Source organism: Marasmitruncus massiliensis (genome assembly GCF_900186535.1).
Classification (GTDB): Bacteria; Bacillota; Clostridia; order Oscillospirales; family Ruminococcaceae; genus Anaerotruncus; species Anaerotruncus massiliensis_A.
Window position 1 is genome coordinate 723,560 of the sequence record NZ_FYDE01000005.1, and the last position, 13,341, is coordinate 736,900.

The 13,341-nt window shown below is 51.6% G+C and carries 10 protein-coding genes; 6 read left to right on the plus strand and 4 right to left on the minus strand.

Going from position 1 to position 13,341, the window contains the following annotated elements; genetic code table 11:
- Window positions 1–102: 102 nt before the first annotated feature.
- Together C1A10_RS11540 and C1A10_RS11545 are read right to left on the minus strand one after the other, a co-directional pair.
- Window positions 103–678, minus strand: a complete 576-nt coding sequence (locus C1A10_RS11540) for an SLOG family protein (RefSeq protein ID WP_101910404.1) — start codon at window positions 676–678, stop codon at window positions 103–105.
- A gap of 168 nt (window positions 679–846) precedes the next feature.
- A complete protein-coding gene (locus tag C1A10_RS11545) occupies window positions 847–2,622 on the minus strand; it encodes a methyl-accepting chemotaxis protein (RefSeq protein ID WP_101910405.1) in 1,776 nt (591 codons plus the stop codon).
- 451 nt (window positions 2,623–3,073) lie between these two features.
- Here C1A10_RS11545 and C1A10_RS11550 point away from each other — a divergent pair, with 451 nt between their 5' ends.
- From C1A10_RS11550 to C1A10_RS11580, 6 genes are all read left to right on the plus strand, one after another.
- Entirely contained in the window at window positions 3,074–3,355 is a 282-nt protein-coding gene (locus tag C1A10_RS11550; RefSeq protein WP_101910406.1) for a DUF503 domain-containing protein, read from the plus strand.
- Between the two features lie 89 nt (window positions 3,356–3,444).
- Window positions 3,445–3,870 carry a CBS domain-containing protein gene (locus tag C1A10_RS11555; RefSeq protein WP_101910407.1) on the plus strand — a complete coding sequence of 142 codons (426 nt, stop codon included), beginning with the start codon at window positions 3,445–3,447 and terminating at the stop codon, window positions 3,868–3,870.
- A gap of 172 nt (window positions 3,871–4,042) precedes the next feature.
- Complete coding sequence (locus C1A10_RS11560; RefSeq protein ID WP_341456912.1) at window positions 4,043–6,472, plus strand: DsrE/DsrF/DrsH-like family protein; 2,430 nt, start codon at window positions 4,043–4,045, stop codon at window positions 6,470–6,472.
- A gap of 146 nt (window positions 6,473–6,618) precedes the next feature.
- Window positions 6,619–8,532 carry an anaerobic carbon-monoxide dehydrogenase catalytic subunit gene (cooS, locus tag C1A10_RS11565; RefSeq protein WP_101910408.1) on the plus strand — a complete coding sequence of 638 codons (1,914 nt, stop codon included), beginning with the start codon at window positions 6,619–6,621 and terminating at the stop codon, window positions 8,530–8,532.
- Window positions 8,533–8,998: 466 nt separating this feature from the next.
- Complete coding sequence (locus C1A10_RS11575) at window positions 8,999–10,228, plus strand: MFS transporter (RefSeq protein ID WP_101910410.1); 1,230 nt, start codon at window positions 8,999–9,001, stop codon at window positions 10,226–10,228.
- 234 nt (window positions 10,229–10,462) lie between these two features.
- Window positions 10,463–10,717, plus strand: a complete 255-nt coding sequence (locus tag C1A10_RS11580) for a hypothetical protein (protein WP_101910411.1) — start codon at window positions 10,463–10,465, stop codon at window positions 10,715–10,717.
- Window positions 10,718–10,773: 56 nt separating this feature from the next.
- Here the strand turns inward: C1A10_RS11580 and C1A10_RS11585 are convergent, their stop codons facing one another.
- Window positions 10,774–11,949 (minus strand): NAD(P)-dependent malic enzyme, encoded by a 1,176-nt coding sequence (locus tag C1A10_RS11585; RefSeq protein ID WP_101910412.1) that lies wholly within the window; start codon window positions 11,947–11,949, stop codon window positions 10,774–10,776.
- A 25-nt stretch (window positions 11,950–11,974) separates the two neighbouring features.
- Window positions 11,975–13,339, minus strand: a complete 1,365-nt coding sequence (fumC, locus tag C1A10_RS11590; protein ID WP_101910413.1) for a class II fumarate hydratase — start codon at window positions 13,337–13,339, stop codon at window positions 11,975–11,977.
- Window positions 13,340–13,341 lie beyond the last annotated feature (2 nt).

Sequence of the window (13,341 nt, forward strand, 5' to 3'; positions counted from 1 at the left end):
AAATCAGGTGCCCTTCCTTTGGGAAGAACACCTTTGTTCCGTTTCTATCCTATGCAAATTGAACCGGAATATTTACAGATGGGAGGACGAACGAAAAATACGTCAATACAAATCTCCATTGCAGCCATATGCTTCAATTCGGATGGGCGTTACCCGGGCGGTATCCGGATGTATGTAGATAATGCCTTTTCCTGCCTCCTTCGCGTCATTGACGATTGCAGTTACAGGGTCCAGCGTGGTGGTAATTTTTGTGTTATAAACCGCGAGTACGAAGTTGGAATGCTCCACCAGATAGTTGCCGCAGAGCCGGTAGCTGTCCTGAGTCAGTTGTTTCTGAATATAACAGCTGTCCGTACACTTTTCCAGGATATTAAAATAACGGTCCCGCAGATCCGGTGTCCATTTTGTTGCCTGTTCCTCATAGGGAATTGCGCAAAACAGCCTGATAGATTTCAGCTTGTCCATCAATGCAATGATTGCTTCCGCTCCCCACATCGGCGGGCCCGTTTCACAGTTTGTGAAAAAATCTGTGACGCCGTTCTGGTAAAGAATTAGAATCTGGCGGATCATTTCCAGCTTAATTTTGTGGCAAAGAGCATCGTCTTCATCATAGCCGAATCGAAATCTCATGGGGTGCTGTCCGATTAACGTGCAGGACATGGTGGTCACAAAAATCATCCTCCTTTCTGCTTTACATCCTTTGCTTTCTTTTTAGTTAATTATATACCAATTATGTATAATTTCCGTGACTTAGTTACAAATAATCTGTGAATGAAGATGTTATTATTTTAGCGGTGTTTAAAAAAGGCTCTTTCATAGATGAAAGAGCCTTTTCAAGTGAAATTGTCACTCTGCAGAGCCGATACTGTTATCAGCAACAAGGGTATATTTGCCTGGTTGCTTGTCGGCAGAAACGGAATGCTTATCTGCACTTATACCGGTATCCGTCCTGGTATGGAGGAGCTTAAATTTGCCGGCCAGTTTTTTGAGTATCTGCGCCTGCCCATCCAGCTCTTCGCTTGCCGCTGCGCTTTCTTCCGCCGTGGCGGAGTTGTTCTGAACGACCGCCGAAATCTGTTCCACACCAAGTGTAGTCTGAATCACCGCGTCTGCCTGTTGATTGGATGCTTTGGCAATTTCATTGACCAGAAGGGAAACATCGCGGGCCTTTGAAACAATTTCGTTCAGAGACTGCGCCGTCTCGTCTGCAATTTGTGTGCCGTTCTTTACCGCGTGAATCGCGTTTTCAATCAGAAGAGTTGTGTTTTTGGCGGCCTGAGCGCTCTTGCCGGCAAGGTTTCTCACTTCATCCGCAACGACGGCGAACCCTTTGCCCGCGGCCCCGGCTCTGGCGGCTTCCACCGCAGCATTGAGCGCGAGGATATTGGTCTGGAACGCAATGTCGTCGATCGTCTTAATGATCTTGCCGATCTCGCCGGAAGTTCCGGAAATGTCGTTCATTGCCTCGACCAGACGGCTCATCTGCTGGTTGCCGTGCTCAATCTCCGCAACGGTTTCCAGCACCATTTTATCCGACTGCTGCGCGTTCTGCGCATTTTGCCTGATCTGCCCGGAAATCTCGTTGATCGTGGCGGAAAGTTCTTCGATCGAGCTGGCTTGTTCGGTGCTTCCCTGGCTGAGTGTCTGCGCTCCGTCCGACACTTGTCCGGACCCGCTTGTGATCTGATCAGAAGTCAGGGCGATTTGGGACAGCGTATCGTTTAGCGCCCGCAGAATCCGCTGCATGGAACTTTTGATCGGCGCGAAATCTCCCGCATAGTCGAGATGGATGGTGGGCGTCATATCTCCTTCGGCCATCCTGCCAAGAACTTCAGAAATATTCGCGACATAGGAGCGGAGGATGGCTACCATTTCCCGTATGCTTCCCGACAGGCTGCCCAACTCATCCTTTGACTGGTAAGAGATGGCCACATTCAAATCGCCGTTTGCCATTTTGTTTGCCGCCAGTTCGATTTCGTGTATCGGCTTTGTGATACTGCGCACAATATACAGACATACCAGAATAATAAAAATCAGCGAAACCGCGGAGAGCAGCAACAGCAGAATAAATGCAAATTGCTGCATAGAGCTTCCCTGGGCATAAAAGCCGGATGCATCGTCGGCGCAATCCTGTTCAATCTGGCTGAGCAAATCCCTTGCGGAAATCAGAACCGGTTCATATTCCTGATTATAAGCCTTCATAGCCTCGTCATTTTGGTTATTTGCCGCAAGCTGAAAAATTTTCTCTCTGATTGGGGCGGCTTCACCCGTCGTTGTGCTGAAATCTTCAATTAATTGTTTATTACCGGTATAATTTTCCCTCAATACAGCGATTCCGTCATTTAAGCGATCAATGGCGGCCTGGCATTTGTCAATATAATCTTTGGTGGTTTCAGGGTCTGTGGACGTGCAGGATTTAATTAAATATTTTTCAGCTTCCTGTATATTGGCACGCATTTGGATGGACTCGGTGGCCACGGTATAGGGGCCATGATAAAATGTTGTAAAGTTCGAGGACAGGATGCCAATACAGAAGAGCCCTGACACAGCTGAAGCTGCAAATAATAGGATTACGATTCCAAATGTGACAAAAAGCTTTTTCCCAATCTTTAAATTTTTCACGTTCGTTCCTCTTTTCCAATTTCATAGTAGCCTTTCCGGCTGAGTCACATTCAGCATGTCCCACCCCTTGCTTTACGTTGAAAACGGAATTTAGGAATTTGTCAAATGAAACCGTTTTTGATAGACTTATAAAAATATCATGTAAAAATAGCACGGTCCCTCTTATGGCATTTTATAAATAAAAGTAAGATTTTATATAGAAAACTTTTCTGGATTATAGTTCATTTAATAAATTAATTTTTTGGATTTTGGTAATATTATACAGTCTTTATCTTGCCAACATTATATCAGTTTTATTGACATTGATCAACAAAATTCTAGCTAATATTTGGAAAAATATTTCCAAAACAGGGTAAATATAAGCAATCTGCTTATATAATATTCCGGAATGGAATAAAAAACCAAAAAAATGGATTTATCATAGAAAATAGATTCCATCAGGAGGGAATTTATGAGAGTTATAGCCCTGACAATCCGGCTGTATGCGCCATGGGTACACTCGCTGAAAGAAAAACGTATGGAGGTCAAAAGTCTGATTGCAAAACTTCAGAACAAATTTCATGTATCCGCTGCGGAAGTTGACGAACAGGACATTCATCAGACAATTGTCATTGGCATTGCGGCGGTTGCCGTCGGCCAGATGCAGGCGGACAGCATTGCCGATCATCTTTGCAATTACGTAGAGGCGAATACCGAAGCGGAAATTATATCCATTCAGAGAGACTTCTATTGACTGTTTTTTCTTATGAAAAGCGGAAGGATTTCTATAGAATTTTTTCATAATACCTGCTTCTTCGGGTATGATATCATTGAGGTGATACTATGAAAGTAAAAGAAATTATGTCCAGAGATGTTGCCTGCTTAAGTTCCGAAGATTCTGTTGAGAAGGCCGCGTTGCTGATGAAGCAATACGATGTAGGCTCGATCCCTGTTTGCAGCCAGAAAAAAGTAGTCGGTATTATCACAGACAGGGACCTTGCGCTGAGATGCGTTGCAGTGGGACAAAATACGAAACAGCAGAAGGTCAAAGATGTCATGAGCGCGAACCCGGTGACCGGATATCCCGATATGGATGTTCATGAGGCGGCCAATATCATGGGCTCAAGGCAGATTCGCAGGCTGCCCATTGTTGAAAACGATAGTTTGGTTGGTATCGTCGCCTTGGGCGATATCTCCATGGAGCCCGAGCTTCAGGACAATGCCGAGCAGGCGCTGAAAAATATTTCTCAGCCAAGCAGTTTTCAGTAAAAACAATATACAAAGAACAAAACAGCAGGCCGCTTCCGGTCTGCTGTTTTCGCTTTGTGGGGGTTATGTGACTTAATCACTGTATGTAAACCTGTCGGGCGCTATAATGAGAATGAAAATCAGAATTGACATAAATTTAACAAAATCAATTACTGAAAGGTGGCTGCTTATTGTGCGTAAGATACTCATTGTCGGCGGGGTTGCGGGCGGCGCCTCCGCGGCGGCACGTATGCGCAGACTGGATGAACACGCGGAGATTATTCTGTTTGAGCGGGGGGAATATATTTCATTTGCCAACTGCGGGCTTCCCTATTATATCGGCGGGGAGATTACGGAGCGGTCGGCGCTGACTTTGCAGACTCCCGAGAGCTTCAACGCGCGTTTTCGGGTGGACGTGCGCGTGCAAAGTGAAGTCCTGTCAATTGACCGCGCGGGCAAAACGGTCTCCGTTCGGAATCTGAAAACAGGAGAAGAATATACGGAAAGTTATGACAAGCTGATTCTGTCACCCGGTGCGGCGCCAGTGAAACCGGCGATCACAGGTGTGGACAGCGGCAGAGTTTTCACGCTGCGCAATATCCCGGATACTTACCGGATCAAGGACTTTCTGGAAGAAAAGCATCCCAAAACGGCGGTCGTTGTGGGCGGTGGGTATATCGGCGTGGAAATGGCGGAAAATCTGGTGCACGCCGGAGTAAAAGTGACAATTGTTGAGTTTTCTGATCACCTGATTGCGCCGCTTGACTATGAGATGGCCTGCGATGTACATAACCACGTACGGGAAAAGGGTGTAAAGCTGATTCTGGGCGACGGCGTCAAGGCGATTGACGATACCGGCAACGAACTCCTGATTACGCTCGGCTGTGGTGAAATTTCTGCGGATATGGCCATTCTCTCTGTTGGTGTGCGGCCGGATAGCCTGCTTGCCCGGAAAGCAGGGCTTGAGGTAAACGGACGCGGAGCCATTCTCGTGAACGCGCAGATGCGGACCAGCGATTCGGATATCTATGCTGTGGGAGACGCGGTGGAGATCACCGATTTTGTAACGGGCGGACAGGGATATATCCCGCTTGCGGGCCCCGCCAATAAACAGGGGCGGATTGCCGCGGACAATATCGCGGGGATTGCAAGTACTTACGGCGGCACGCAGGGCACAGGAATCCTGAAAGTCTTTGACCTTACGGTCGCAACTACCGGAATCACCGAAGCCAAGGCGCGGCAGGAGGGCCTGCCCTATGAAAAATCCTATACTTATTCCGCTTCCCATGCCTCCTATTATCCGGGCGCGGTGAACATGTCGGTAAAGCTGCTGTTTGAAAAGGACGGCGGCAGGATTCTCGGCGCACAGATTGTAGGGTTCGACGGGGTAGACAAACGAATCGATGTAATTGCCACCGCCATGCGCGCCGGCATGACCGTATATGACCTGACCAAACTCGAATTGGCTTACGCACCGCCGTTTTCTTCCGCGAAGGACCCTGTCAATATGGCGGGATTTGTCGCTGAAAATGTGCTGGAAGGCAGGGTCAAGCTGTTCCACTGGAATGAGGTGGATACGCTCCCGCGCGACGGGAGTGTTACGCTTCTGGATGTGCGCACAGCGCCAGAGTTCCGCAACGGCGGTCCCGCCGGATTTGTCAATATTCCGCTTGATGAACTGCGCGCGCATGTCAGCGAACTGGACAGATCAAAGCCGGTCTATGCGACCTGCCAGATTGGTCTGCGCGGCTATGTGGCGTGCCGCATGCTCAGCCAGCTGGGGTTTGACTGCTATAACCTTTCCGGCGGCTGCCGCCTCTACAACAGTGTCTTTGGACGACAGGGAATTGTGAGGGAGGATGTTACCATGAACAGCGAGACTATGCTGCCGACCTCGGCTCCAACCGTCAAAATCAATGCCTGCGGCCTGCAGTGCCCCGGTCCGATTATGAAGCTCGGCGAGGCGGTCAAAAAAGCGGCCGACGGCGAAATCATCGAAATTCAGACAACAGACCCGGCCTTCTCCGCCGATGTGGAAGCATGGTGCCGCCGGACCGGAAACACCTTTGGAGGGGTCAAAAGCGAAAAAGGCGTGTATACCGCTTTGGTTAAAAAAGGCGGTGCAAGCGTGTGCGCGGCAGCCGGTTTAAAGGGCGACAAGAAAAACATCATTGTCTTTTCCGGCGACCTCGATAAAGCGATCGCATCTTTTATTATCGCAAATGCCGCCGTTTCCATGGGACGTCAGGTATCGATGTTCTTTACCTTCTGGGGGCTGAATATCCTGCGCCGTCCCGAACGGGTTAAAACCGGCAAGGATTTCATGAGCCGTATGTTCGGGGCGATGATGCCCAGAGGCTCACAGAAGCTGTCCCTTTCCAAGATGAATATGGGCGGCATGGGCGCGAAGATGATCCGCGGAGTCATGAAGAACAAGCATATCGACAGCCTGGAAGACCTCATCAAAGCATCCCGGCAAAACGGCATTGAATTGGTGGCCTGTTCTATGAGCATGGACGTGATGGGCATCAAGAAGGAAGAACTGATCGACGGAGTAAAGCTTGGTGGTGCTGCTGCAATGCTGGCAAACGCCGAGGAATCGGATATGTCGTTGTTTATCTGATGTATAAGCGCACTTAAACTATAAAAATCCCGCAGACTGGTCTGCGGGATTTTTATAGTCCGTAAATTTGAAGAAACCGTAATGATTACAAGAAATAGGCGCACAATAGATAGCATGAAAAATTTTCATTTCATAAGGAGGACATTATGTCTGTTAAAGTTCTGCAAACAAAAGAAGGACGCATGAGTTATCATGATTCCGTTGAAGAAATGCTCATACGAATCAGGGATGACGGCCTTTCCAGCGTTTTTTCCAGATGGGGTGAACAGGAAAAAATCCGCTGCAAGTTCTGCCTGGAGGGGTTAAGCTGCCAGCTGTGCACCCAGGGCCCCTGCCGCATCAGTGAAAAAACCGGAGCGGTCAAGGGTGTCTGCGGAATCGGCCCGGACGCAATGGCGATGCGGAACCTGCTGATGCGCAATATTATGGGCGCGGCAACCTATGCGCACCATGCCTATGAAACATTCCGGACGCTCAAAGCTACCGGCGAGGGCAAAACGCCGTTTCAGATTACCGATGTAAACAAGCTGAAAACGATGTGCCAGAAAGTCGGGATTGACACCAATCAAGAAGTCAATCAGCTGGCTGTTCAGCTGGCGGAGCTGTTCGACGCGGAACTAAGCGTCAATCCGGATCAGGACAGTATCATGGTAAAGGCCTTTGCGCCAAAGAAACGGATCCCGGTCTGGAAGGAACTGCATATCTATCCGTCGGGTGTGCAGCACGAGGTGGAGCTCTGCATCGCAAGCTGCCTGACAAACGTGGACGGAGACTATGTCTCGCTGGCGAAAAAAGCGTTGCGGCTTGGCCTGTCGACCATTTACACCGCGCAGATCGGGTTGGAAATGACACAGGACATCCTGTTCGGTACGCCGATGCCGCATGAAGTAACTGTGGACCTTGGCATTATGGACCCCGATTATGTGAATATCGCTTTCAACGGGCACCAGCCGTGGATCGGCGTAGCAACGCTGCAGAAAGCAAAACAGGCAGACTATCAGGAGATGGCAAAAAAGGCCGGTGCGAAAGGGATTCATATCGTCGGCTCGATTGAAACGGGGCAGGAGCTGCTTCAGAGATTCAAAGTGGACGACGTGTTTGTGGGTCTGATGGGCAACTGGCTGGCGATTGAACCGTTCCTGGCGACCGGTACCGTGGATGCCCTCGTCATGGAAGAAAACTGTTCACCGCCCGCCATTGACCAGTATGCGGAGAAATATCAGGTCGCACTTGTAAGCGTGAGCACGATTATCGGCGTGCCGGGCGCACAGCACGCCATGCCTTATTATCCGGCGAAAGCGGACGAAATGGCAGATCAATGCATTCAGATAGCCATTGAGAACTTCAAAAAACGACATGGATACGTTGCCCCGATGGTTCCCAAAAGAACGCAGAAGGCAATTGCGGGATTTTCCACCGAGGCGGTTTTAGGCGCCATTGGCAACGACCTGAACACGCTGGTTGACGTGATCGCCAAAGGCCAGATAAAAGGCGTTGTAGCTCTGGCAAACTGCTCGACTTTACGGAACGGGCCGCAGGACTGGAACACCGTTAATCTGACCTATGAGCTGATTAAAAAGGACATCCTTGTGGTTGCCGGAGGCTGCGGAAATCACGGCCTGGAAGTAGCCGGCCTTTGCAGCCTTGACGCCGTTGAGCTTGCCGGAGACGGCCTGAAAGGCGTTTGCAGGGCGTTGGGGATTCCCCCGGTGTTAAGCTTCGGCACCTGCACGGATACAGGACGCATCTCCATGCTGGTTACCGCGCTTGCGGACCATTTGAATGTCGATATTCCCGATCTTCCGATTGCGGTAACCGCGCCTGAGTGGATGGAGCAGAAAGCGACCATTGACGGCATCTTCGCGGTTGCCTACGGGGCGTACACGCACCTTTCTCCCACACCGTTTATTACAGGCGCGCCCAACCTCGTAAAACTTGTAACGCGGGATGTGGAAGGTCTGACCGGCGGAAAGGTTGCCTTGGGGGACGACCCTGTTGAAGTGGCCAAAGGAATCGAAGACCACATTCTAAAAAAACGGAAAAAATTGGGCCTCAGTTAAAGGTATGCTTTTCCTGCTTGACTTTTTTTCGGCACTGTGCTAGACTCAAACAATCAAATGAACAAGGAGAGGGATTATGCGTCTGAAGTTCTAATAATCAGCCTGCAGCTGCATCGGACACCCGGAAAAAGGGGTTTTTTGTCGTGCAACGAAAGCGGTCGATTATCAGAGCAAAGACCAGCGGCCTTACAGCGCCGTATCTCTTTCTGCTCACTGTCGCCATGCTTTTGCGCGGGCAAAGACCTAAACCGGTTTTTGTCCGCGTTTTTTGTTTTGTAATCCGCGGCATCTGCGTGATTCCAAAAGGTTCTGAAAGGAGGATGGGCACGATGCGTTTTTTCCAAAAACCATGGGATAGAAAGCAGCGTAAACAACCAAACTAGGTACATCCAATGAAAAGGTGTGCCTTATCTGCCAACAAAACGGCGGCTCTTGCCCGCTGTTTATCACTTAGGAGGAACACCGCTTGAATCATTTGAAAAATTGGAAAAAGACATTTGCCATTATTTATATCGGCCAGGCATTTTCGCTGATTGGATCGGGTGCGGTCCAGTTTTCGATTATCTGGTGGCTGACCGTGAAAACCGATTCGGCGATTGTGCTGACGATCGCATCCATTGTCGGGCTGCTGCCGCAGGCGCTGATTGGCCCGTTTGCGGGCGTATGGGTGGACCGGTACGACCGGAAAACAATTATGATAGTCGCCGACGGGGTGGTTGCGCTGTCCAGCGGCGCGCTTGCCGCCGCGTTTTTGTTCGGTGACCCGCCGCTTTGGTTTTTCTATCTGGTTGCATTTATCCGCGCGCTGGGCAGTACCTTTCACGCTCCTGCCATGCAGGCAAGCATCCCGCTGCTGGTCCCTCAGGAAAAGCTGACGCAGGCGGGCGGCTGGGGGCAGCTGGTCAACTCCGTAAGCTTTATGGCAGGGCCTGTCATTGGCGCGGCGCTGATGGGAGTCCTTCCCCTGCACAGCATCATGTTTGTCGATATTCTTGGCGCGGCATTCGCCATTTCCGCTTTGCTGCTGGTCAAATTTCCAAAGGCACCGGTCCAGACCGTAAAGCTGCATCTGTTTGAGGACCTGAAACAGGGGCTTCGTGCAATGCGCTCCAACAGGCCATTGATGGCGGTAACCATTCCCGTGCTGGTGGCCTGCGTCGTCTACATGCCGCTGGGGTCGCTGCTGCCGCTTTTAATCCGTACCCATTACAGTGGGACTGCATGGCACAGCGGCGTAAGCGAATTCCTGTTTGCGGCGGGGATGGCGGCGTCGGCGTCGGCCATTGGCATCTGGGGCGGGATGAAACGGCAGTTTCTGATGATTTCCATCGGCCTTTCCGCACTGGGCCTGTGCGCCGCGCTTTCGGGAATGCTGCCCGGTTCCTGGTTTACTGTTTTTGCGGCGATTTCCTTTATCATGGGCGGTACCGGCACCTTCTTCAATGTGCCTTATACCGCTTATATTCAGCGTACGGTGCCGCCGGAATCCATGGGCAAGGTGTTTTCGTTGGTCGTGAGCGCCATGAGCCTCGCCTCGCCTGCCGGCTTGATGCTGGCGGGTCCTGTATCGGAAGTTGTGGGGATTACCAACTGGTTTACCGTTTCCGGCATTCTGATGTTTTTGACCGGTATTATCTGCTACTTCGTCACTCGGCGGTATGACCGTCCAGCCGAGACCTCGCAGCCAAATCAATGAAATTTTGCGGCAATTTTTGCGGATTCTCTGTATTTTCTGCATGAAGCCGGGAAAAGCGCGCAAAATAAGAGCAATGCGGCAATCTTTTTACGCAAAGCTGCAGGTGGGGACAAATCATCCGGAAACACCATCGATAAAATGGTCTGCATGACTTGTCAACCTTTTGGAAATGGAGTATAATAAATCCAATTCTAGTTCTATATAAAATTTACCGGATACAGGAGGAAGCAGCAGATGGGAAGAGGCACCTTTATTTCAATCATTGCTTTGTTGGTTGCAATTGCAGGGGCAATTGTAGCTTTTGCGGCCTATTTTAAATATCGGAACTTTGTGCTTTGTGACGACATGGAGGATGATATGGAGGACGATGATCTGTCGGATATTGACTATTACTCCACTTCGGTTCCGGACAGTACCGAAGCGGAGGAAACCGAAGAAGAAAGCCAGCCCTCTGAGGACACTCAAACCGATAAAGCCATGGAAGAATAGCACAGGAATTCTAATCAGAAACCCCTCCCGCCACTGGCGGGAGGGTTTTGTTCTGCCTATTTGCCGATGCGGGCATTCCCGGGTTCAATGGCTTCATCGGCAACCGCTTTTGCCACTGTATCCGCGACGCTCTTGTCCAAAGCGGACGGCAGGATATAATCGGCGGAAAGCTGTTCCGATGTTACAAGCGCGGCCAGCGCATAAGCGGCGCGCCGTTTCATGCCTTCTGTAATCTCCCGGGCGCGTACGGAAAGCGCCCCCTTGAAAATCCCGGGGAAGACCAGCACATTGTTGATCTGGTTGGGATAGTCTGAACGGCCTGTGCCCACGACCGCCGCGCCGCCGGCTTTCGCCTGCTCCGGCATGATTTCGGGTACGGGATTCGCCATGGCAAACACAATACCCTTGTTCATCGTGGAAACCATCTCCGGCGTTACCAGATTCGGGCGGGAAACGCCCACGAAAGCGTCGGCGCCTTTCATGGCGTCCGCCAGGGTTCCATGCTCATGATTCAGGTTGCTGATATGGGAAATCTGCTCCTGTCCTGCGTTCAGGTCGCTGTCACCCTCGCAGATGATGCCGCCGATGTCGCACATGACCACATTGCCAAATCCCATCGAGATCAGCAGGTTGCCGATGGCGATGCCCGCGGCACCCGCGCCGTTGATGACGATTTTCATGGTTCCCATCGTTTTCCCGGTTACTTTTGCCGCGTTGAGCAGTGCGGCCGCCACCACAATGGCGGTGCCGTGCTGGTCGTCATGGAAAACCGGGATATCACAGAGCTCCTTGAGCCGCCGTTCGACCTCGAAGCAGCGCGGGGCGGCAATGTCCTCCAGATTGATGCCGCCAAAGCTTTTGGAAATCAGCGCAATGGTTTCCACCAGCTTGTCCACGTCCTTGGTGTCTACGCAGATAGGAAACGCGTCGACGCCCGCAAACTCTTTAAACAGCACGCATTTGCCCTCCATCACCGGCATGCCGGCGGCAGGGCCGATATCGCCAAGCCCCAGCACGGCGGAGCCGTCGGTAATGACAGCCACCAGATTGCTGCGGCGGGTCAGTTCAAATGATTTTTCATAATCTTTTGCAATTTCGCGGCACGGTTCGGCCACGCCCGGAGTGTACGCGAGCGATAAGTCCTCCCGCGTTTTAATCGGGATGCGGGAGACCACTTCGAGCTTTCCGCGCAGCTGATAATGAAGTTTCAAAGATTCCTGATTAATATCCACAATGGTCCTTCCTTTCAAGCAGTCCCTATACCATCTGTTCCGGATGGAACACCTCGTCAAACCGTTCGGCGGTGAGAAAGCCGAGCTGCACGCAGGCTTCCTTGAGCGAGATGTTTTCGGCATAGGCTTTTTTTGCGGTTTTGGCAGCGTTGTCATAGCCGATATAGGGGTTCAGCGCTGTCACCAGCATGAGCGAATGGTGCAGGTTCGACCGCATTTTTTCGCGGTTGGCGGTAATGCCGGCGGCGCAGTGGCTGTTGAACGAAACCATGGCGTCCGCAAGCAGCCGTACCGACTGGAGAAAATTATAAATGCAGACCGGCATAAACACATTCAGCTCGAAGTTGCCCTGTGAAGCGGCCATGCCGACAGCAACGTCGTTCGCCATCACCTGTACGGCAACCATCGTCATGGCCTCACACTGGGTGGGATTTACCTTGCCGGGCATAATCGAGCTGCCCGGTTCGTTTTCCGGGATTTGGATTTCCCCAAGCCCGCAGCGCGGCCCGCTGGCCAGCCAGCGGACATCGTTGGCGATTTTCATCAGGTTTGCCGCAAGCGCCTTGAGTGCACCATGGGCAAAAACCAGATCGTCTTTGCTGGTGAGGGCGTGGAATTTATTCTCCGCCGTTACAAACGGCTTCCCGGTCAGTTCCGAAGCGGCCTTTGCCACCTCGGCGCCGAATTCCTTCGGCGCGTTCAGCCCTGTCCCAACTGCCGTCCCGCCGAGCGCCAGCTCGGACAGCCCGGGGATCGCCGTCTCCAGCATGAGGCGGGTCTTTTCCAGCATATTGCGCCAGCCGCTGATTTCCTGCGCGAAGGTGACGGGCGTTGCGTCCTGCAGGTGTGTGCGCCCTGTTTTGATTGCGTCCGCGTTTTCCGATTCCAGCCGCCGGAAGGTACCGGTCAGCAGGTCCATCGCGGGGAACAGCCTGTCCTCCAGTTCTATCACCGCGGCAATATGCATTGCGGTGGGGAAGGTATCATTGGAGCTCTGCGACATATTTACATGGTCGTTGGGGTGGAGCAGTTTTTCCCCATGGAGCTCGTTGCCCCGGTTGGCAACCACCTCGTTGACGTTCATGTTCGACTGGGTGCCGCTGCCCGTCTGCCAGACGGCAAGCGGGAAATGCGCGTCAAGCCTGCCTGCGATGATTTCCTCGCAGACTTGGACGATCAGCCCGCAGCGCTCCGCATCCAGCTTTCCCAGCCGGTTATTGGCGATTGCTGCCGCTTTTTTGAGATAACCGAAGGCGCGGATGATTTCCGGCGGCATCTTCTCCACGCCGATTTCAAAATTTTCAAGGCTGCGCTGGGTCTGTGCCGCCCAGTACCGGTCGGCCGGTACCTGAATTTCCCCCATCGAGTCCTTTTCGATACGATATTCCATTT